This is a genomic window from Brevibacillus sp. HB1.4B (assembly GCF_013284285.1).
In the GTDB taxonomy this organism is placed as follows: Bacteria; Bacillota; Bacilli; order Brevibacillales; family Brevibacillaceae; genus Brevibacillus; species Brevibacillus porteri.
The window spans coordinates 143,772-165,708 of record NZ_JABSUT010000003.1 but is presented as its reverse complement, the minus strand read 5'-3'; the positions used below and the strand labels follow the sequence as shown (position 1 = coordinate 165,708).

The 21,937-nt window shown below is 48.6% G+C and carries 21 protein-coding genes; 3 read left to right on the top strand and 18 right to left on the bottom strand.

Features of this window, described 5'->3' with window-relative positions; translation table 11 throughout:
* The 16 genes from HP398_RS08700 to HP398_RS08625 form a co-directional block, all read right to left on the bottom strand.
* Nucleotides 1-252, bottom strand: coding sequence for a DUF2164 domain-containing protein (locus HP398_RS08700; protein WP_106833037.1), 252 nt, complete (start codon nucleotides 250-252; stop codon nucleotides 1-3).
* A gap of 125 nt (nucleotides 253-377) precedes the next feature.
* On the bottom strand, nucleotides 378-1,091 hold the full coding sequence (locus HP398_RS08695) for an ABC transporter ATP-binding protein (protein ID WP_017251090.1): 714 nt from the start codon (nucleotides 1,089-1,091) through the stop codon (nucleotides 378-380).
* A gap of 1 nt (nucleotide 1,092) precedes the next feature.
* Complete coding sequence (locus tag HP398_RS08690; protein WP_173622393.1) at nucleotides 1,093-1,854, bottom strand: ABC transporter ATP-binding protein; 762 nt, start codon at nucleotides 1,852-1,854, stop codon at nucleotides 1,093-1,095.
* Between the two features lies 1 nt (nucleotide 1,855).
* Nucleotides 1,856-2,818 carry a branched-chain amino acid ABC transporter permease gene (locus HP398_RS08685; RefSeq protein ID WP_173622392.1) on the bottom strand — a complete coding sequence of 321 codons (963 nt, stop codon included), beginning with the start codon at nucleotides 2,816-2,818 and terminating at the stop codon, nucleotides 1,856-1,858.
* A gap of 14 nt (nucleotides 2,819-2,832) precedes the next feature.
* Nucleotides 2,833-3,699, bottom strand: coding sequence for a branched-chain amino acid ABC transporter permease (locus tag HP398_RS08680; RefSeq protein WP_017251087.1), 867 nt, complete (start codon nucleotides 3,697-3,699; stop codon nucleotides 2,833-2,835).
* A gap of 148 nt (nucleotides 3,700-3,847) precedes the next feature.
* Complete coding sequence (locus HP398_RS08675) at nucleotides 3,848-5,035, bottom strand: ABC transporter substrate-binding protein (protein WP_069845540.1); 1,188 nt, start codon at nucleotides 5,033-5,035, stop codon at nucleotides 3,848-3,850.
* 181 nt (nucleotides 5,036-5,216) lie between these two features.
* Nucleotides 5,217-5,534 (bottom strand): thioredoxin, encoded by a 318-nt coding sequence (gene trxA, locus HP398_RS08670; RefSeq protein ID WP_007722428.1) that lies wholly within the window; start codon nucleotides 5,532-5,534, stop codon nucleotides 5,217-5,219.
* A gap of 141 nt (nucleotides 5,535-5,675) precedes the next feature.
* Complete coding sequence (locus HP398_RS08665; RefSeq protein WP_173622391.1) at nucleotides 5,676-5,984, bottom strand: hypothetical protein; 309 nt, start codon at nucleotides 5,982-5,984, stop codon at nucleotides 5,676-5,678.
* Between the two features lie 108 nt (nucleotides 5,985-6,092).
* Nucleotides 6,093-7,052, bottom strand: a complete 960-nt coding sequence (locus tag HP398_RS08660; RefSeq protein WP_173622390.1) for an electron transfer flavoprotein subunit alpha/FixB family protein — start codon at nucleotides 7,050-7,052, stop codon at nucleotides 6,093-6,095.
* Nucleotides 7,053-7,072: 20 nt separating this feature from the next.
* The gene (locus HP398_RS08655; RefSeq protein ID WP_017251083.1) at nucleotides 7,073-7,840 is read right to left on the bottom strand and encodes an electron transfer flavoprotein subunit beta/FixA family protein; all 768 of its coding nucleotides are present in this window, start codon (nucleotides 7,838-7,840) and stop codon (nucleotides 7,073-7,075) included.
* A 52-nt stretch (nucleotides 7,841-7,892) separates the two neighbouring features.
* Nucleotides 7,893-8,666 carry an enoyl-CoA hydratase gene (locus tag HP398_RS08650; protein WP_173622389.1) on the bottom strand — a complete coding sequence of 258 codons (774 nt, stop codon included), beginning with the start codon at nucleotides 8,664-8,666 and terminating at the stop codon, nucleotides 7,893-7,895.
* 118 nt (nucleotides 8,667-8,784) lie between these two features.
* A complete protein-coding gene (locus HP398_RS08645; protein ID WP_173622388.1) occupies nucleotides 8,785-9,375 on the bottom strand; it encodes a fatty acid metabolism transcriptional regulator FadR in 591 nt (196 codons plus the stop codon).
* Between the two features lie 151 nt (nucleotides 9,376-9,526).
* Complete coding sequence (locus HP398_RS08640) at nucleotides 9,527-11,227, bottom strand: AMP-binding protein (protein WP_069845543.1); 1,701 nt, start codon at nucleotides 11,225-11,227, stop codon at nucleotides 9,527-9,529.
* A 199-nt stretch (nucleotides 11,228-11,426) separates the two neighbouring features.
* Nucleotides 11,427-12,416: an LCP family protein gene (locus HP398_RS08635; protein WP_173622387.1), complete on the bottom strand. Its 990-nt coding sequence runs from the start codon at nucleotides 12,414-12,416 to the stop codon at nucleotides 11,427-11,429.
* 53 nt (nucleotides 12,417-12,469) lie between these two features.
* Complete coding sequence (locus HP398_RS08630) at nucleotides 12,470-13,645, bottom strand: acetyl-CoA C-acetyltransferase (RefSeq protein ID WP_173622386.1); 1,176 nt, start codon at nucleotides 13,643-13,645, stop codon at nucleotides 12,470-12,472.
* Nucleotides 13,646-13,687: 42 nt separating this feature from the next.
* Nucleotides 13,688-14,635 (bottom strand): 50S ribosomal protein L11 methyltransferase, encoded by a 948-nt coding sequence (locus tag HP398_RS08625; protein ID WP_173622385.1) that lies wholly within the window; start codon nucleotides 14,633-14,635, stop codon nucleotides 13,688-13,690.
* A gap of 430 nt (nucleotides 14,636-15,065) precedes the next feature.
* Here HP398_RS08625 and csaB point away from each other — a divergent pair, with 430 nt between their 5' ends.
* Complete coding sequence (gene csaB / locus HP398_RS08620) at nucleotides 15,066-16,163, top strand: polysaccharide pyruvyl transferase CsaB (protein ID WP_017251076.1); 1,098 nt, start codon at nucleotides 15,066-15,068, stop codon at nucleotides 16,161-16,163.
* 24 nt (nucleotides 16,164-16,187) lie between these two features.
* Nucleotides 16,188-17,039, top strand: a complete 852-nt coding sequence (locus HP398_RS08615) for a class I SAM-dependent methyltransferase (RefSeq protein WP_069845548.1) — start codon at nucleotides 16,188-16,190, stop codon at nucleotides 17,037-17,039.
* 57 nt (nucleotides 17,040-17,096) lie between these two features.
* On the opposite strand, the gene HP398_RS08610 is transcribed toward HP398_RS08615, so the two are convergent.
* A complete protein-coding gene (locus tag HP398_RS08610) occupies nucleotides 17,097-18,749 on the bottom strand; it encodes a putative polysaccharide biosynthesis protein (RefSeq protein WP_173622384.1) in 1,653 nt (550 codons plus the stop codon).
* Between the two features lie 246 nt (nucleotides 18,750-18,995).
* Here HP398_RS08610 and HP398_RS08605 point away from each other — a divergent pair, with 246 nt between their 5' ends.
* Nucleotides 18,996-20,372 carry a phenylacetate--CoA ligase family protein gene (locus tag HP398_RS08605; RefSeq protein ID WP_173622383.1) on the top strand — a complete coding sequence of 459 codons (1,377 nt, stop codon included), beginning with the start codon at nucleotides 18,996-18,998 and terminating at the stop codon, nucleotides 20,370-20,372.
* Here the strand turns inward: HP398_RS08605 and murJ are convergent.
* Nucleotides 20,347-21,873, bottom strand: a complete 1,527-nt coding sequence (murJ, locus tag HP398_RS08600) for a murein biosynthesis integral membrane protein MurJ (RefSeq protein WP_017251072.1) — start codon at nucleotides 21,871-21,873, stop codon at nucleotides 20,347-20,349. The genes HP398_RS08605 and murJ overlap by 26 nt on opposite strands.
* Between the last annotated feature and the right edge of the window lie 64 nt (nucleotides 21,874-21,937).

Sequence of the window (21,937 nt, the reverse complement as noted above, 5' to 3'; positions counted from 1 at the left end):
CTATTTGTTCTTGTGAATTGGTTTTTCCAATACATACAGTTCATCTTCTAAGGAACTCATCCGTTCCATCAGCAGCTTGCGGCTGTCTTGCACCCCTTGATTGTAATAGAAGGGGCCTAGCTCTTTTGAGAAAAAGGCAATCAACTCTTCCGTCTCCAAATTGCCGAGTGTCTCCGACCGTTCTTCTTTAAAATAGCGTTGTACTTGATGAACAAGATATTCCATTTGCTCTCTCGTCAATTTGGCTGGCATCGTATCCGGCTTCCTTCCCTTTTTCGCATCATAAGAGAATATACGTTCTATCCTTTATAGTACCATGGAATGATGACGAAAAAAACTGCCGCCTCATTCCATGGCGACAGTTTTTTACAGGCAGACTAGTGCTTGCGACCACCCAAATATGCTTCTTTTACACGCTCGTCGTTTAACAACGCTTCTCCTGTGCCGTCCAACACAATTTGCCCTGCCTCCAGTACATACCCGTAATCAGCGATTTTGAGGGCTTGTTTGACATTTTGCTCCACGATGAGGACGGTTGTACCTTCCGCATTGATTTCTTTGATCACCTTGAAAATGTCCGATACCACGATGGGAGCCAAGCCCATCGACGGCTCGTCCAAAAGCAGCAGCTTCGGTCGAGACATCAATGCGCGAGCAATGGCTAGCATTTGCTGTTGACCGCCAGACATCGTCCCTCCCAATTGGGAAAGCCGCTCCTTCAGGATGGGGAACCAGGTCATCATCTTCTCCATGTCGTCCTTGATGCCTTGTGCATCGTTGCGCTGGAATGCGCCCATTTCCAGGTTTTCCAGCACGGTCATCTTCCCGAGGATCGCACGCCCTTCTGGTACCAACGCCAATCCGGCTTTTACGATCTGATGGGGTCTCGAACCCTCTATGCGTTGACCACAAAACGTAATCGTCCCTGCTTCAGGCTTCAGTTGACCTGCAATCGTACGCATGGTTGTGGTTTTTCCCGCTCCGTTCGCCCCGATCAGCGAGACGATTTTTCCCTCAGGCACTTCCAGCGTTATCCCACGAATTGCCTTGATTTGACCGTAGGAGGTCGTCAAGTTTTGTATATTCAGCATCTTATTCGTCCTCCTTGCCGAGGTAAGCTTCAATCACATCTGGATTGTTTTGTACCTCTGACGGGGTGCCGTCAGCAATTTTGACCCCAAAGTTGATACATACAACCTTTTCACACAGGTTCATGACCAATCCCATATCGTGTTCGACCAACAGGACAGTCGTCCCGTCATCGCGAATTTTTTTGACCAGCTCCATGAGCGCTTTTGTCTCGGTCTCGATCATTCCCGCAGCAGGCTCGTCCAAAAGCAAAAGCTTTGGCTCAGTAGCCAGTGCCCGCGCAATCTCCAGACGCCGTTGTTGACCGTAAGCCAATGTATCCGAGCGAACATCAGCAATGTCAGACAAGCCTACGAATTCGAGGAGCTCCTCTGCTTTTTTGGTAACAGCCTTTTCTTCCGCACGTTGTCCGGGGGTTTTCAAAAGGGAAGCCCAGAAGCCCGCCTTCATGCGCGAATGACATCCTACCTTCACATTGTCCAGCGCACTCATGTGACCGAAGAGGCGAATATTTTGGAACGTCCTTGCAATCCCCATTTCGGTAATTTTGTTAGGCGCCACCCCATTTAGCTTTTGTCCGGCAAAAGAAAAGGTGCCCGTGGTTGGTTCGAATATGCCCGTTGCCATATTGAAAATGGTCGTTTTGCCCGCACCATTCGGACCAATCAAGCCGACAATTTCGCCCTCTCCGACCGTAAAAGAAACGTCACGAAGAGCGGTGATGCCGCCAAAGCTTTTTCCTACGTTCGCAAGTTCCAGCAACATCTTATACTCCCCCCTTCGCTTCCTTGTCCGATGACTTGCCCCGACGACGCTTGAACAGCTTTTGGAACGTATCGGCACCAATCAAGCCATGCGGACGGAACGCCATTACACCGACCATGATCAAACCGTACATGAGCATTTTGTACTCGGCCAAACCACGCAGTACCTCCGGCAGTGCTGTCAAAACCAAGGCACCAAACAGCGGCCCCCATACCACTTCGCTGCCGCCAATCACGGCATAAGACAGAATCTCTACGACTTTATGATAGTTAAAATCATCTGGCGTAATGGTCGTCGTAATGTGGGCGAACAATCCTCCACATACACCAGCCAAAATGGAACCGATCACAAATGCAAGCATCTTATAATAGTTGACTTGCAATCCCATCGCTCGTGCCGCCGTTTCATCTGCTTTGATCGCTTCAAAAGCACGCCCGAGACGAGAACGGTTCAGACGCAGCGTCAGGAAAAGAACGAAGGCAAACAAGAGCAGCATAAACACAAAGGTGGATAATGACTTCATTTGCATGACCGAAATGCCAAAGGTTTGCGCTTTTAACCCCATTGCTTTTTCAAAATCGTATAAGTAATTGCCAATCGATTGAAGTCCGGTCAGTCCGAGGGCGCCATTTGTAATTTCCATATTGAGAAAAATAACGCGGATCACTTCACCAAAGCCAAGCGTAGCAATGGCCAGGTACAAGCCGTGGAGCTTCAATGTCGGAGCACCGATCAACAGTGCAATTAGCCCTGCCGCAAGTCCCCCGATTATGATGGCGATAAACAGAGGCATGTCCGCTTGCTTTGTCAAAATACTCGCCGTAAAAGCACCAATGCTCATAAAGCCCGCATGTCCCAAAGAAAGCTGGCCCGTCGAGAGTGTAATGTAAATACTGATCGCCAAAATACTGTTTAACAAGATAAAAGTCAGTACCTGTAAGTTATATGGATTGAGAATGTCCATTGTCTGCACCTCCCTTACGCTTTGCGTCCAAATAGTCCTTCCGGCTTCAAGAGCAAAATGAGAATGATCAAGCCAAAAGCAACCGCATCTCGATACGACGAGTCTCCGTATGCGACGGTAAACACCTCGATAATCCCGAGCAATACGCCGCACACCATGGCCCCAGGAATGCTGCCTACCCCGCCTAAAATCAAAACAGCCAAACCTTTGAAGCCAAGCGTCATCCCCATCGTCGGAATGAGAGCAGAGTACGCCATCCCGATCAATATGCCGGCGACACCTCCCAGTGCCGACGCAAGCATGACGGTCACGACAATGACCATATTCGTGTTAATCCCCAAAATATTTGCTGTATCCGTATTTTCAGCCGTCGCGCGAATGGCTTTTCCCATTTTCGTTTTTTGTATCCAAAAATGCAGGACGAACATCAGCAACACAGAAATCCCCAAAATAACGAGATCGACGCTGCGAATTTGAATGAGCCCCAAGTCAAAAGTGGTATCCCCAAAGGATTGTGGGAACGCACGGGAGTCAGCACCGAAAAACTTGTGCATGGCTTCCTCCATCAAAATGGCAAATCCGATCGTACTGATCAAGGATGCCAGATGGGGTACATTTTTTTTACGAAGTGGGCGAAGTGCTGTATACTCCAGCACAAGACCCAAAATGGCCGATATCACGATCGCCACAATCAGCGCTACCCCTAAAGGCATATTCAGGCTGGTCATCAATACCAAGCCAACCAGTGATCCAAAAATAAAAATTTGGCCGTGTGCCATATTAATGATTCCTAAGACACCAAAAATGAGCGTATAGCCCAATGCAATCAATGAATAAGTGCTACCAACTGTCAAACCGTTGACTAATTGCTGCCAAAACAATTGCCTCACCTCACTGTTAAGTGGTTACTATCCAACGATGATTGAGTTATTCTCGCTGGATCAGCAAGCGAAGAACATGATCTGGTACTTACTGATCCAGCGAGATAACGGATAGAAAAAGAAGCCCGGAGCGACCCCGGGCACAATCCTATTCAAACGGGACGAATTTGCCTTCTTTTGCGACAACGACAACCGCATCACCAATCGGATTACGTTTCTCGTCAAAAGACAGTTTGCCGGATACACCTGTGAAGTCTTTCAGCTGAGCCAATTGTCCGCGCAACTCTTCGCGATCTGCTTTTCCTGCGGCAAGCAGTGACTGCGACATGATGTACAGCGAGTCGTATGCTTGGGCTGCGAACTGGTCAGGCTTTTTGTTGTATTTAGCTTCGAATGCTTTTACGAAGGCTTGTACTTTATCATCTTTCTTTTCAGGGCTGAATGGAGTCGCAACGATCAAGCCCTCAGCAGCTGGACCTGCAATTTCAAAAACTTTCGGATTATTAAAACCATTTCCACCAAGAATTGTCCCTGTAAAGCCCAACTCACGTGCTTTTTTCACAACCATAGAGCCTTCTTTGTACAAAGCCGACACAAGCAAAGCGTCTGGGTTTGTTTGTTTCAGCTTGGTCAATTGTGCCGAGAAGTCCACATCACCATTTGCGAAAGTCGCTTCACTGGTAATCTCCAAGCCCAGCTTTTCAGCGGTTGCTTTCATGACTTTGTAACCATTCACGGAGAAGTCATCGTTAGAAGCGTGGATAAGTGCTACTTTTTTCAAGCCATTTTTCTCCACAGCTGCTTTCATAGCTGTCGGGATCGCAATGGATTCAGGCAAAGAATTTCGGAACACATACTCCCCGATATCATTGATTCCTTCTGATGTGTTGGAGATACCAAAAATCGGAGTTTCGGCCTCGTTTGCAACTGGTCCTGCAGCAAACATTTCACCGGAAAGTGTCGGTCCGATGATCGCCACGACATTATCCTGATTAATCAGTTTATTTACCGCATTAATCGCGCCTTCTTTTTCTCCGGCGGAGTCTTCAAACTTCAGTTCGATCTTGAGCTTGCCTTTGTTCGCTTCATTCAGCTCGCCCAACGCCAGCTCCAATCCTGCTTTTTGCGCTTCTCCATAAGCTGCCCCAGAACCAGAGAGGAAACCAACCACACCGATTTTTGCCTGAATCTCTTGTCCGTCAGTGCTAGCGGCTTGTCCGGATCCACCTTCTCCTGCTGCAGGAGCACTTGTATTTCCTCCGCTCGAACATCCGACCATCAATACCGCCCCTAGCGAGATCGCCGCCAGCGAGCGCATCAAATGAAATCCCTTCATTAGAAAAGCCCCCTCTATTATCGAAATAAATTGAATATATGAAGTTTAATCAAAGTATTCTAAAAACGCAATTATTTTCGCTCAAGTAAACTTAATTTTTTGACAAACGATCGTTCAGAATTCCGTATCCAAACATAAAAAAGCGGCATATTGCTATGCCGCTTCACTCATTGCTTTGCGATTACAGATGTTTGCCTACAGTTGCCATGAGCGCTTCTTTTGGTTGGAAGCCGATCACTTTGTCAACTGGTTGACCGTCTTTGAATACGATCAGCGTTGGGATGGACATTACGCCAAAACGACCAGCAGAATCTGGGTTGTCATCCACGTTTACTTTGACGATTTTGAGCTGGGAGCCCACTTCACCGTCGATTTGCTCCAGTACAGGAGCGATCATTTTGCAAGGGCCGCACCATGGAGCCCAGAAGTCAACCAGGACTGTACCGCCTTGCTCTACTTCCTGGGAAAAGTTTTGGTCAGTAGCATTTACAATTGCCATGAGAAGTTACCTCCTTGAATTTCAATTGCTAAATAAAGGTTCCTAACGGTTATCAGTATATCATTCAAACACCAAATTGACTACGCCGCTCCACACTTTGCCCTGCACTTCTCACTTTAGTTTGTCCAGTCTGGCTGCACCTTATTGCCCGACTTGTTTTAGCCGATTAATCTCCCGTTCGTGATCACTTACTTTCCGATGCAACAGATCGAGGTCTGCATCGATGTGTTTGTTTTGGCGTTCCAGTCTGTCTAATCGGCGCGTAGCATCATCACGGAATTCGTACATTTCATCACGAAACGCATACATCTCATTCCGAAAATCATGCATCTCATTCCGAAAATCATACATTTCTTTCTTAAACTCGCGTAGCTCCTCCTGCGTTTCTTTAACCAATCGGTTATTCTCCGCCACCATGTGTATCAGTTGTTGCAAAAGCTGTTCGCTCATCCCGATCACCTCTCCTTACTGCCTATTATACCAAGCAAGGAAAGCATAAAGTAAGCCTTGCGGACAAAAAAAGCGCCCCAAAAGGAGCGCCTTGTTACCGTTTTTCTGTTATACCAACACTTTTTTAAACTCAGCCGTCAGCAATGGCAGCACTTCGAACAAGTCACCTACGATACCGTAATCAGCCACTTGGAAGATTGGCGCTTCCGGATCTTTGTTGATGGCAACAATGATTTTCGAGCTGGACATACCAGCCAAGTGCTGAATCGCTCCCGAAATCCCGCATGCGATATATAGATCAGGTGTAACAACCTTACCTGTCTGTCCGATCTGCATGGAGTAATCGCAATAGTCTGCGTCGCAAGCGCCACGAGATGCACCAACAGCCGCACCGAGTACTTCCGCCAGATCGTTCAACGGCTGGAAGCCTTCTGCACTCTTCACTCCGCGTCCACCGGAAATCACGACTTTTGCTTCGGAAAGGTCTACTTTGCCGCTTGTTTTTCTTACAACTTCTTTTACAATCGTGCGCAAATCCTTAATTTCCAATTCAACTGGTACCACCACTGCCGTTTTCGAAGGGTCCGCAGCGCCGATGGCAATGTTGTTTGGACGAATCGTAATAAATGTTGTTCCATCAACGAATTTACGCGTTTGCGTCGCTTTTCCTGCATAGATCGGGCGAATGAAGACAGGGCCCGCTTCTACACTTGTTACGTCTGAAACCAGACCGTAACCGAGTCGCGCTGCTACGCGAGGTGCGATGTCACGACCGATCGCGGTGTGACCCAAAACAACTGCATCTGGAGAAGCTAGCTCAATCAACTGCGTGAGTGCCTGCACATACGCATCTGGCGTGTACTGTGCTAACGCTGTATGATCAGCCGTATACACCGTGCTCGCACCATACTGACCCAATGACACTGCATGCGTTGCTGCATCTGCCCCGAATACACCTGCTACAATTTCGCCGCCCTCAGCCAATGCTTGTGCTGCAGTCAATGCTTCCAGCGACACGTTGCGAAGTTGTCCGTCACGTACTTCTGCCAATACAAGTACTTTTTTCATGGATATCCTCTCCCTCTCGCTTAGATCACTTTCGCTTCATTGCGCAACAGTTGCACCAATTCCGACGTTTGAGCTGCCAATTCGCCAGAGAGAATGCGACCCGCCTGTTTTTTCGGAGGCAATGTCTGATCGACGATTTCTGTCTTTGCTTTTACCTCATCCGCAGTAATGCCCAAATCGTCTGCGCCGAGTCTATCCAATGGTTTTTTCTTCGCTTTCATGATACCTGGGAGAGAAGGATAGCGCGGCTCGTTGAGTCCTTGCTGAGCCGTAATCAAAACAGGTAGGCTCGTCTCCACGACTTCCAGGTCACCTTCTACATCGCGCTCTACGCGTACGTTCGTCCCGTCCACCTCTAGCTTCACAGCAGTCGATACATGGTTAATTCCCAGTTCTTCTGCTAGACGAGGACCGCCTTGGCCAGCCCCGGAGTCTACAGCCATTTGTCCACCAATGATGATATCGTAGCCAACCTTTTTCGCTACGGCAGCCAATACTTTGGCAATCGTGAATTCGTCTCCGAACAGAGACTCGTCATCCACCAAAACAGCCTTGTCTGCGCCCATTGCCAAAGCCGTGCGCAGCGCACTTTCAGCACGGTCTGGGCCGACGCTGATTACGGTTACTTCCCCGCCATGATCTTCCTTGAGCTTGATTGCCTCTTCTACAGCGTACTCATCGTAGGGATTAATGATGAATTCAACGCCATCTTCGGAAATTTGTCCGTTTTGGATGACGATTTTTTCTTCTGTGTCAAACGTCTGTTTCAACACAACCACGATATTCATCAGGATGCCTCCTCCTTAGTGGTACCTCATACTTGTGAAGCTATATGCTTAACTACCGATCTGCGAATTGCGGCTTGCGCTTTTCCAGAAAAGCAGTCACGCCTTCTTTTACGTCCTCCGTCGCGAATGCATCGCCAAATAGCTTTGCTTCCTGCTCCAAGCCCTGTGATAACGAAAGCTCCGTTGTGTTATGGATGGACACTAGCGCAAACTTCAGGGTAATCGCACTCTTACTTGCGAAAACAGCTGCCAGCTTTTGTGCTTCTGCAAGCAACTGCTCTACGGGATAAACCGCTTCCACAAGACCGATGCGCAAAGCTTCCTCGCCACCGATCATCTCTGATGTAAGAATCATTTGTGTCGCTTTGCCACGGCCAACCAGACGCGGTAGACGTTGCGTACCACCGTAGCCAGGAATGAGTCCGAGATTCAACTCAGGCAGCCCAAGTTTGGCCTCAGGTGCTGCGAAGCGGATATGGCATGCCAAAGCAAGCTCCAATCCTCCGCCAAGGCAAGCACCGTTAATTGCTGCAATGATTGGCTTCGGGAACGTTTCCAAGCGATTGAACAATGCTTGACCCTTCTTCGCCAGTTCTTCCGCATTATCCCGATTCAGTTGGGTAAATTCTTTGATGTCCGCTCCTGCAATGAAAAACCGACCTTCGCCAGTCAAAACGATTGCTTTGATCTCATCGTTATTTTCCCACTGGTCCAAAAGTTCACTCAATTGACCGAGCACTGCTTGACTGAGTGCGTTAGCAGGCGGGTTGCTAATCGTTACCGTAGCAACGCGATCAACGATTTCTACATTCCAATGCGACGCCATTCCTCTCCCCCCAAACTCTCCCCATATATAAAAACAGCTACTATTTCATTCCGAGCGATCGCTCAGTCTTACTGTTTCCATTGTAACAAACGTTTTCATGCAAAAAAAGCTTTTCTTTTCATTCTTTTCCCTTCATACCAAGCAGGAAGAGGTTATGAATGGAATCAACATAAGAGACAAGGTCGTACTTGCACTGTTTCATCACCCAAGATGTCGTCACTTCGTCCAGCGTTCCAAAAATCATTTTGCGCGTAATCCGCACCTCGAGATCGGATCGGAATACACCCTGTTCCATACCCGCTACGATCACTTCGTCAATGAGTTTAAAATACTGCTTCATCACGTTGCCGATTCCTTCACTAATGATCGGACTGGATTGGCGCAGCTCGATTTGAGTCACTTTTGCCAGATCATGGTCCTTGGATAGCTGGCTCAAGTGTGCATGAATGAGTACATACAGCTTTTGCTCAATGGTCGTCGCTTCCGAAATGCGTTTGCGGTTTGTCTCCACAAACAGGCCCATCTTTTCGTTAAACAGTGAAATCAAAATATCATCCTTGTTTTCAAAATAGAGGTATATGGTGCCGTCTGCTACCTTCGCCTCTTTCGCAATTTTCGATACCTGGGCACTGTAATAGCCCTGTCTGGCGATTACTCGAACAGCAGCATCAATAATGGCTTGATACTTTTCCCCCGTTTTCTTTGCCATAACTACCTCCATGTTTACTAACATTGATGACGAAATGAATGATCACTCATTCATAATTAGTGTAATACAGGGCCACTCCTCTGTCAATCGCAAGAGGTCAGCAAAAAAGGCCGCTTTCCGCCTGGGATCGCAAGCCTCAAAACATCAGCTACTAGCTCGTTTTGATTTCTTCCTGGGCTTCTCTTTTCTTCTTGTCTTCTTCTTGTAATTGGCGACGCAATACTTTTCCGACCATGGTTTTAGGCAAATCTGTACGAATCTCGTATTGTCTCGGAATCTTATAGGCGGCGAGTCTCTGTCTGCAATGCGCTTCCAGATCCGCTTCATTCGCGAGCTGTCCATCCTTGAAAACGACGAATGCTTTGACGGTTTCGCCCCGGTACGGATCTGGGACACCGATGACTGCTGCTTCCTGGATGGCGGGATGCTCAAACAGCACTTCTTCTACTTCGCGCGGATAAATATTGAAGCCACCAGCTATAATCATGTCTTTTTTACGATCGACGATATAAAAATAGCCGTTTTCGTCCATATAGCCCATATCTCCCGTCAAAAACCAGCCATCCTTCAATACGGCAGCGGTATCCTCTGGGCGATTCCAATAGCCGAGCATGACTTGAGGCCCTTTTACAGCCAACTCCCCGACCTCGCCTTGGGGCATCTCATCTCCCGTTGCCGTATCCACAATCCGGCAATCCGTATCTGGCCACGGCATTCCGATGCTTCCAGTAATGCCTTTTTCCCAAATGGGATTGGAATGTGTGACGGGAGAAGCCTCTGTCATCCCATAACCCTCGACCAGCTTGCCGCCCGTCAACTCTTCAAATTTGAGCTTGACTTCGATCGGCAACGGAGCTGATCCACTGACACATGCGTCAATGGAAGAAAGATCATGCTTCTTCAAGTCCGGGTGGTTGATTAAACCGATATACATGGTTGGTGCCCCTGGGAAAAGAGTAGGCTTTCGCTTGTCGATCATTTCAAATATTTGTTTCACGTCGAATTTGGGAACGAGAATAATTTCTGCTGCGATACAAATGCCTTTGTTCATCACGGTAGTCATCCCATACACGTGGAACAGTGGGAGCACACACAGAATCCGTTCCTTTCCCATTTTCAGCTTGTAAAGGACCGCTTGGCACTGGACTGCATTCGCAATGAGATTGGCGTGCGTCAGCATGACGCCTTTGGCAACACCTGTTGTCCCCCCTGTATATTGGAGGAGTGCGATATCCTGGGTCGGATCGACTGGTACTTCTACAGGCTTGGTAGCGCTTTCTTTTAAGACGGAAAGAAAAGGTTCAATATCTGCGCTGTATGTAACCTGCGGATTTTGTCCTTGTTTCTTCTGCACGAACGGATATAGCCATTTTTTCAATAAGGGAAGGAAATCGCCAATGCTTGTGATGATGATTCGTTGAAGTGAGGTAGATGCACGGACTTGGGTAACACGTTTGTACAACAAATCCAGTGTGATGATGGTCTCGGCGCCTGAATCGTTCATTTGGTGAATCAATTCTCGCTCGGTATACAGCGGGTTGGTCATGACCACGATCGCGCCTGCAAAAAGCGCCCCGTAGTAGCTGATGACGGCTTGAGGAGTATTTGGCAGCATAATCGCCACGCGGTCACCTTTCTTTACACCGCGCTTGATCAATGCATTGGCAAATTGGTATGACAACTGTAAAAGCTCTCGATACGTAATGCTTTTTCCCATGAAATAGATCGCGTTACTGTCTGGATACATAGCTGCAGACTGCTCCAGAAAATGCGTCAAAGGAACACGGGGGTAATCCAATGACGGCGCAGTTTCGGGCGGGTAATTGGCAATCCAAGGCTTGGCATTTGACATGGTCATTCCCTCCATCCCTTAAATGGCCTTGCCTCTCCCTATGATCTACATTCATAATCTCTTCCTAATGACTATTGTATTCGAAACATATTCAATTTTCCAACTAAAATCATATATTTTCCTTTTTTTGGGACAAGACTATTCAACGAAAAAAGGACAAAGCCCATGATGAAAGCCGTGTCCTTATGCTCTTCGTGTTTTACGGTGTAACTTCCTTGACAAGTTGCTGTCGTGCCCTTTCCCGTTCAGATGTAGGAACGAGATGATACCAGCCAACGATTCCATTATGCCAAATGCGCTCATCCTGCCCGACCAATGTATCAGCTTGAATGGAGTTCGGAGTGCCATCGCCATAGGACAATAACAGAGAGGCGATTTCCTGCTCAGTGAGGTCCGTTTTCACATGCTGACCCAGTATTTCCATGAGTGAAAATGCCTTCGTATACACTTGAAGCGAGGTGCCTTTTGAAGCTAATGCTTTGAGAATCTCCTGCTGTCGGTCAATCCGCATGTAATCACTGTCTTCCTTGCCCAAATCACTTTTTCGATAACGTGCGTAATCCAATGCCTGCTCACCTGATAAAGTCTGTAGCCCTGGTTGAATGTCGATGTACGTGTCGTCGCTCGGATCGCTGTACTTCATTCGTTTCTTCACATCGACAGTGACACCTCCCAGCTCGTCTACAATTTGACGGAAGCCATCGAAATCTACGGAGATATACCGATCAATTTTTATTTGTAAATATTTTTCCAGCGACTCTTTCACCATTTTTGGACCACCAAAAGCCATTGCATGGTTCACTTTGTCGTATCCTTTTCCCGGGAGCTCCATGTAGCTGTCACGCGGAATCGCCAAAAGGTAGACGGATTGCTTCCCGGGATGAATCGCCGCAAGCATCATTGTATCTGAACGTGCACTTTCCCCGTCTCGACTATCCACACCAAGAAGCAGGGCGACGAAAGGCTTCAACGGTTCTGTTCCTGTCAAAAGATCACGTGGTGGAAGGGAAGCAGCTGCCTGTTTTGCGCTCCCTTTGGCTCCATCAATCGGAGCATACCACTGATTTGTCATTTGCTTATATTGATAGGAACTGTAAGCAACCAGCAGCAACGCCCCGATCGCCAAACAGGATAAGGTATGAAACGCAATCTGTTTTCCATGTCGCTTGAAAAATGACCATATAAACATGACAAAGCCTCCCCCTTTGCTTCCATTTTTAACAGGGGAGACTTCGTTTAAACCTATGGGCGTTCGACAACCATTGCCATACCCATCCCACCGCCAACACAAAGGGCAGCCATGCCTCGTTTCAGCTGTCGTCGCTTCATTTCGTGCAGCAAGGTTACGACAATTCGGCAGCCAGTAGAACCGACAGGGTGACCCAACGCGATGCCGCTTCCGTTCACATTCGTTATTTCCCGTGGCAGCTCCAGCAGTTTTTCCACGGCGAGGTATTGCGCAGCAAAGGCTTCATTTACTTCGATCAGTTCGATATCCGCGAGCGTCAAACTGGCTTTTGCCAATGCACGCTTTACTGCTGGAACGGGTCCATATCCCATCAAATCAGGCTCTACCCCCGCTACCGCCCACGAGACAATTCTGCCGAGTGGTTCGATCCCGAGCTCTCTCGCTTTGCCTTCTTTCATCAAAACGGCTGCGGACGCTCCATCGTTGAGACCGGAGGAATTGCCTGGCGTCACTGTACCATTGTCACGAAAACTGGGTCTTAGCTTCGCGAGACTTTCCAAGGTCACTCCCCTGCGAGGGAATTCGTCTTCCGTTACGACGATTTCTTCGGTGCGCTTTTTAATGGGGACCCCGATGATTTCCTCGGCAAACAAGCCGCTGTCTATGGCTCGGATCGCATTTTGCTGACTGCGCAAGGCAATCTCATCCGACTCCTCGCGCGTGATCCCATAACGATCGACCAGACGTTCTGCCGTCTCGCCCATCAGGATTTGATGGTGAGGGTCTGTTAACAAATCCCACATCGAGTCGGTCATTTCCCCATGTGTCAAGCGTTTGCCCCAGCGCGCATTTTTCAGGACATACGGGGCGTTGCTCATGCTCTCTACGCCGCCTGCCAAGACGATTTCACTGTCACCTAAAAGAATTTGGGAAGCGCCGCTCACAATCGCTTGCATGCCGGATGCACATTGACGTTGAATCGTGTAGCCCGTCACTTCTTTTCCCAAGCCCGCATCCAATGCTGCCACCCGCGCTATGTTTGGTTCGTCTGTACGCTGAATGCAATTCCCTAAAATGACTTCATCGATCAGAGAAGCTTCCAAACCAGATCTAGCCATGACACCACGAATGACGGTTTCTCCCAGCTTGCGAGCGCTTACATCTTTCAGGACGCCACCAAACGTACCGATTGGCGTACGTCCAGCAGCAGCAATGACAACCTGCTCCATTGATTTTCCCCTCCATTTGAGTACCCTATTTTCTTTATTGTCTCACACGGAAGTTACAGGGCGGTTCCCAGCAATGTTTTTCAATACAACGGTGACCCATTCGTCTTGTTGACTTTCTTTCTCTACTTGGAAGCCTGCCTGTTCAAATGTGGCAATGACAGCTTCCCGATTCCATTCAACAATTCCCGAGAGAATCAAAATTCCTTCAGGAGCCATTCGCTCCGTAATCATCGGAAGCATCGCGACATTTTCATCGCCTCCGATGTTGACCAGAATGACATCAGCTTGGTCAGGCAATTGGGACTTAACTGCGTCCTCACACGCATCCCCAATCACGACTTGTACAGCGTGGTCAGGAAGGTGGTTATTCGTCGCATTGACGAGAACCTGATACTCGCTTTGCGGATTAATATCCACAGCCCATACAGGATGCTTCGCTCCATTCAAAGCACAGTACAAAGAGAGAATTCCTGAGCCAGCTCCTACATCAATGACTTGCTTACCCTCCAGATTCATTTCTTGCAAAAACAATAGAATGTCCTGCGTCGTTCCATGATAGCCGGTTCCGAAAGCTGCACCTGGATCAATCCATAGGATATGCCGAGCCGACTCCAACGCTGCGGGGTCCGTCCACGTTGGTGCTACCCACCAGTCGCCTATCTTGACTTCCCGGAACTCCTCTTTCCACGATTCATTTTCTTCAGCTACAAGTTCTACTTCTTTTATAGTGACTTGTCCATTCCAGCGTTGAATGTAGCTCTTTAGGCGGTCTACATGCTCCTCTTCACGATCATGCTGGGGTTCAAACAAATAGCCAACAAGTGGACCTTCCGTATTTTCTGCGTAATCATATCCATTTTCCGTTGTCAGCACTTCGATTTGCGGTTCGATCCAGCCAAGCGTGTAGGAGCTGGTCAAAACCTCTGCCACAAACAAATCCTCAATCTCTGGTTCCACTAGTAATGTGTATTTGAGCCACATGCTTTCCATGATGAAAAATGCTCCTTCCCTTCTGCTGTCATTCGCCCCTATTCTTGCGGACATCTATTCACTCATATGTGGATGGCAAGGATGATAGAGAACATGGTATGATAGTAGAATGGACTATCACAACCGCAGGGAGGCTTACCATGTTTGACGAATTTTTTTACCGTCGCCGCAAAAATAAAGGGCTGTTCATCGTCATGATTGCCCTCATCGTTCTTGGCATCGGCATGTTCGGTATGGGTTTCCTCTATATGTTCTCGTAAGTCGGAACAACATCATTATACCCTACGAACGGCGCTGCACCCACTGTATCTGTCCAAACAATTGGGGCGTGAAGTTTTCTACTGTGGTTGCTTTACTTCCGCTTGTTTACTCGATTATACTTGAGAATGTATTTTTCCTGTACGTTTGATATAGAAAGAAGGTTCACTCCATGTCGCGAATTCTCATCTCCGGGTACTACGGCTTTAATAATGCCGGAGACGATGTGGTCCTGTACGGCATCATCAGCTCTCTTAAGCGGGAACAACCAAATATCTCTCTCGCCGTTCTGTCCAATCAGCCTGATCGGACTGCGGAACTGTTCGGGATTGAAGCCTATAACCGCTGGAGCTTTGGAACCATCGTCCGCGAGCTTTCGCGAAGTGACATGCTGGTGATGGGCGGCGGTACACTGATGCAGGATGTAACCAGTCCGCGCAGTGTCCTCTACTATTTGGGCATCGTCACCATTGCCAAGCTTTTAGGTAAACCCGTGGTCTTTTACGCACAAGGATTTGGCCCCATCCTCAAATCGCTCAGTCGCACGATGATTAAACGCGTGGTCAATCACGTCAACATTATCACGGTTCGCGACTACGAATCAGGAGAGGACTTCAAAGCCTGCGGCGTAAAAAAAGCCCCTATCTATATAACAGCTGACCCTGCTCTGACGATATCCCCAGACGATATTGCAGATCAACGGGGAAAAGAGCTGCTCCATGGTATGTTTGATGATCCTTCCAAGCCTTTGGTCGCCATCTCTGTCCGGGACTGGAAGCAGGAACAACCATTCAAACAGAAGATAGCCCGAGCAGCCGATTGGTTTATCATGCGCGGATGGAATGTTCTCTTCCTGCCGATGCATGTCCCTAGCGATTTGGCACCGTCCCAGGAAATCATGGACCAGATGAGCCAACCAGGAGCACGTCTTCTCGATGCGCCTGTAACTTTTCATGACATTATGTCGGTATTGAAGCAATGCAACTACGTCGTTGGAATGCGGCTTCACTCGCTTATTCTTGCGTGCATGCTGCGAATCCCTTTTATCGGCATCTCCTACGATCCGAAAATCGATCGATTCGTCGAACGAGCTGGAATGCCTAATGCTGGTCACATTACTGAACTCGATGAAACTACACTTTTGACCTTGCTCGCTGAAAAACTGGACAACCTCGATCACGAAATTGATGTGGTAACGAAGCATTCCCATCTGTTAGCAATCGAAGCTTCCAAAAGCAGTGAACTTGTTCTGCAAGCGCTGCGTAAATAAGGCTGACCTGGAAAGGAGGACATCATGTCCTTTTCTTCACAAGTGTTACTAGGTTTAAATCGATTATTTCCTCTCCCCGTTCACCCTTTCAATCTGGCAAACAACGGGGAAATGAGCTATACCGAATGGCAATTTCAAAAAGGGGATCAAACCATTCAGTTTTTCCTCCCCTTCCATTCACAGGAGCAAATGTTCCATGACAAAACCGTTTTGGACATCGGCTGTGGCGGCGGGGGAAAAACCTGCTATTACGCCACGTTTGGCCCGAAAAAAATGATCGGCATCGATATCGTCCCCCACTATGCGGAGGAAGGAAATGAATTCGCGAAGAAAAAAGGGCTGGATCATCTTGTCTCCTTCATGACTGGTGATGCCGCGAGAATGGACTTCCCGGACAACACGTTCGATACGATCATCATGAATGACGCGATGGAGCACGTAGGCGAACCGGAAAAGACGCTGGAGGAATGCTTTCGGGTATTGAAGCCTGGCGGGCATCTCTACATCAATTTTCCGCCGTATTATCATCCATTCGGTGCCCATTTGTCAGATGCGATCGGCATTCCTTGGGTGCATGCTCTCTTCTCGGAGCAAGCCTTGATTGATGCCTATAAAAAGCTAGTCCGTGACTTGCCAGACGGTTCTGACCGGATTGCTTTTCGTTTCGACAAGCTTCCTGATGGCAGAGATACGATCTCGTACATTAATCGCATGACGATCAAACGGTTTCGAAAAATTCAACAAGGCGTGGTGCAGCCTGCGGTTTACCAGCGAGAGATTCCGTTGCGCAATCAGTTGCAGTCCTTGGCGAAATTATCTGCTACCCGTGAATTTTTCGTAAAAATGGTTGTATGTGTTTATCAAAAAGCAAAATAAGTAAGATCACATAAAACCCCTTCCTCCGTTTTTGGAGAAAGGGGTTTTTCGATTCTATTAGTCGTTATTTGTATTGGACTTTAACGAGGAAGCCTGCTTCTTCCGAATGAATTGGATAAAGGCGCGCAGCTTGTTTCCTCCTGGTAGCCAGTCCAGCTCCTTATCCTCAATGAGTGGAATGAGGATCAGCAGTCCCAGGTAAACAACGAGTCCTACACCGACTCCAGCGACGGTCTCTATCGCTCCCAAAATGCGCACTGGTTCTCTTCCCCTGAACAGGAAATCAACTGCCTCTGTCGCTCCCCAAGCCAGAATCAGCATGAGGTTAGCCACCAGTAACGGATAAACGGTATCAAAGCGCCAGTTAATCGGAATCGATACATAATGGTTGATGACGCGCATATTCAGTACGCAGACAAATGCAGTCGCAACCAGCCATGACAGGGACAAGCCGTCCATACCGAACATCGAGGTAAACACGAGTGTCGCCAGTACTTTTACAATGACACCATACAGCAGATGACGCGCAGGGATTTTTTCTTTACCGATTCCTTGCAAAATACCATTTGTAGCAAGCAACAAGGAAAGCGGAATCGCTGTGATGCCTAAAATCGCCATTGCACGCGTGCCTTCCATATCACCATACAACGCGAGATTCGCCCCTTCAGCTACAGCTGTCAGTCCAAGACCGGCAGGTAGACCGATTAGCCAAGCAAAGCGCAGCGAGAGTTTGGTCAAGGTCGTAATCCGTTCCTGATCCTTTTGTCTGATCGCTTCGGCAATGGCAGGCACGATCGAGAGGGCAATCGACGATCCGAACAAGCTCGCCATTTGCAGAAGTGGTCCTCCCCTGCTGTAAATGCCAAACCACGTATCCGCCGTCAATCCATCCACGTTCCAAATGTAGCGGAAGATGTTAATCGCCAGGAAGGAATCCGTCAGGCTGAAAATCGGGATAACCAAGGCGCTGATACAAATCGGCCAGGCAATTCGCCACATCGAGGCGAAGAAGGCACGATCATACCACCAAGTAAGACGCCCCCACTCTGCCCCGCTAAATACGGAATTTTTCCGATTGTGGAGCCACATGAGCAACGCTAGAAACCCGAGACTTAAAAATGTACTGATCATCGTACCGAAGTTGACTCCGGTAATCACGGTGTCCGTATCTTCACCGAGTGACACGAGATACAGGGAAGCTACCAAAATAAATACGACACGCAACGTCTGCTCTACGATTTGCGAGAGCCCGACAAACAACATTTTTTGATGGCCGTAGAAAAAGCCGCGAATAACCGCAATCAAGGGAACGAACAGCAGCGACATGGAAATCGCCCGAATCGGCTCAATCAAATGCGGATTCCCCATGAGCTTTGCGATCAGTGGAGAGCTGGCGTACAGGAGCGCAAACAAGACAAGTCCGATCCCGCCCATCATGACCATGCTACGGGCCAAAATTTGTCCAATAGAGCCTTGTTTCCCTTCAGCCAAAGCCTCTGCAATCACCCTCGACAACGCTACTGGCACACCTGCTGTCGCCAATATGAGGAAGGTCAGGTAGAGAGGATATACTTCCTGATAGAGTCCGAGACCTCTGTCGCCCACTATCTCCTGAAGCGGAATCCGATAAAACATCCCGATAACTTTTGACAAAATCCCCGCTATGGCTAAGATCAATGCTCCCGCGAGAAAATGACTTTTTTTCAACATGGGTAACTCCTTTATTCGTCTCTTTGACTGGATACCCGTGGGGCAGTACCAATCGACATGAACCCACTCTCTATCCTACTATCATTTCCCTCTTCCAGCAAACAGGTATATCGATGGAATTTCGCAGCAATACTGGTAAAAAACAGATTCCATTGATTTTTGTGAAAAACGTCTCGACGTTTTTCATTAGACAGAATGTGACCGCTTGCGGTCTGCCTGTGTGATCTGTGAGTAGGAGGGGATATTATGCCCACAACCGGATTTTTGATCCGACATGTACAGTGGCCGTTAATGGAGGCTTTGAAAGGAAATCGCATTCGTCCTTACATGAAAGAATTGCAAGCAGCCGAGCATCTATCTGCCGAAGCGCTTAACGTGCAGCAGCGAGAAAAGCTGGTGAAGCTACTCGATCATGCGATACAAAACGTACCAGCCTACACTGCCCTCGCCCCAGACTGGAGCAAAATGCGCGAGATGCCTGAACGTTTTTTGCAGCGTATTCCTGTTCTGACCAAAGCACACTTTCGGCAAAACGCTGATCAATATATGAGCCAAGGACTACAAACCAAAAGCCTCATTGCAAATCGTACGGGAGGCTCCACAGGTGAACCTACCCATTTTTATCTCGATCGTCCAACTGTCGAGCGATATGAAGCTGCGCGCTGGTTGGGGTTATCCTGGTACGGCATTCGCATAGGTGACCCATGTGTAATGATCTGGGGCTCTCCTCTCGAATTAAACGCCCAGCAAGCTCGTCGCTACCGCTGGAAGGAGCGCTGGTTGAAAAACCGCATGATGATTTCTGCCTATGAACTGGACGAAAGACAATTGGAAGCAAACCTGCGCCTCATCCGGGATTTCCAACCAGCCTATTTATACGGGTACACTTCCGCACTTCATGCGCTCGCCACGATGATGCTACGACGCGGCATGACACTAGGAATCCCGCTCAAAGCCGTGGTCTCTACAGCAGAAAGCCTGCACGAACACCAGCGACAAACGATTGCCCAGGCTTTTAATGCGCCTGTTGTGAATGAATACGGCGCCCGTGACAGCGGAATCATTGCCTACCAATGCAAGTCTGGAAGCATGCATGCCTTTTCTGGGAACTGTTATTTAGAGGTAGTCGATCCAATTACGCATATTCCCGTCTACAAAGGACACCCAGGAGCACTGCTTGTCACAGACCTGCACAATACCGTCATGCCTCGCCTGCGCTACCAAATAGGAGATGTCGTCGCGCTTTCTGATTCAGCCTGTTCATGCAATCTCCCTTTTCCACTTCTTGCTTCGATCGACGGCAGAGAAGACGACATGTTCCTAGCGCTAAATGGACGGTACGTGCACGGACATTATTTTAATCACATCGTGCGCAATATGGACAGCTTCCGCACCTTCCAGATCGTCCAGCATGAGCCAGAGCGACTAAGTCTGAGACTGGTGAAGGAGCCCGAACATTTTTTACCTGCTGATGAAGCAAAGCTTTTGGCAGGAATTCGCTCGGCGTTAGGCCAAGTAAGCATCCAAGTTTCTTACGTGGAGACCATTCCCCCCACAAGCTCGGGTAAATCTCGTTATGCAATCCGGGAATTCCCGCTTACGAGCGCCCTCCCGCTGGAGTAGACCGCTTGCGTACTTTTTGCAGTAGCTCTGATACGAGTGGCTCGCGAACCAAAATGAGCACCACGAGATATAAAAGCGCTGCACCGATAATTCCTAACGGCAAGTACAGCCAGACAGGCCATGCGGATAACCATGGATCGATGAGTAAAATAGCACCGGCCATGACTGCGCAGCCCAAAATGGTTTTCCCGGCAGTCATGAGGAAATTCGCCCGTACAGGGCTGCCTACCGCCCTCCATAGCAAAACAAACAGCAGGAGTGCTTGACTGATAGCCGAAACTGCATTAGCTAGGGCAATTCCGCCATGACCAAGCAGTGGAATGAGCAACCAGTTGGCAAGGGCATACACAACGATCCCGATCGCCCCGATCATAACGGGTGTCTTCGTGTTTTCCAGTGCATAAAAGGCGCGAGTAAGCAAGTCTCTCGACGCCAAAAAGAAAAGTCCTACGCCATAAAACGGCAGTGCCCACGCTGTCAAAGCTACAGAATGCTCATCGAACGCTCCGCGCTCAAAAGCTAGTCGGATGATAGGCTCTGCATATAACGCGAGTCCAACCGTCACGGGCAGCAGCAAAATGAGGAGATAGGCAAGTCCTTTTTGCAGGATTTGCTTCATCTCCGTCATTTCCCCCCGCTTGACATGACTAGCCAACAGTGGGAATAACGGCAACGTAAACGCCCCGACAAAAATAGCCAGAGGCAATTGCATGATCTGGTTCGCATTGGCGAGAGCGGAAACGACACCCGTTCCGAGTCCTTCTGCGAAGCCGCGCTCCAAAAAGGTAGTGGCCTGGGCTACAACCGCACCAATCAAAATCGGAATGACGCGCTCGCCCATGCCTTTGAGAGAAGCGTCCTCACGCCAAGAAAATGAGAAGCGGTGCTGGTAGCCGAATCCGCGCAAAGTCGGGAGAATCGGCAACAGTGCCGCCAAGTAACCGATTGTCGTAGCCATCGCCAATCCAATGGGACCATACATCGGAACGAGCACATACATGCTGACAATCACCAAAGCTCCATTGACCACCGTGCCAAGCGTCGGTGTAAAGAAATGCTGGTGCGCATTGCAAATACTCGACCACAGTCCGGTTAACCCGATGAAAATAGCTGATGGCCACATCCATTGCAGCATATTAGCCGTGAGTTCCAGCTTCTCACCTGTCAGTCCAAACATCCCAGCAAGCTCGTAAGAAAAGACAACTCCTAAGACAGAGAGAGCAACGAATACGCCCAAAATGATCGTGAGCATCTTCTGATACAAATCAGTCGTCCGCTCTCCTTTTTCCATCATGCCGCGCATCGTCGGAATCAGTACAGCATTGACCGCTCCCGGTATGACCAAGAACAGCGTCAGCGGGATCGTTGCCGCGATATTAAACGCATCTGCCTCCATCCCAGTACCGTACAAACTCGATACATACACACTGCGAAAAAAGCCTAGAAGCCTTCCAACGAGAGTCAGCACGACAATCATGGAAGCGATTTTTAACAAACTCATGTCCACTTTTCTCCTATCCCTATTCGAAACCCTACGTTCCAGGCTTGGTTCTAACCCTCAAACT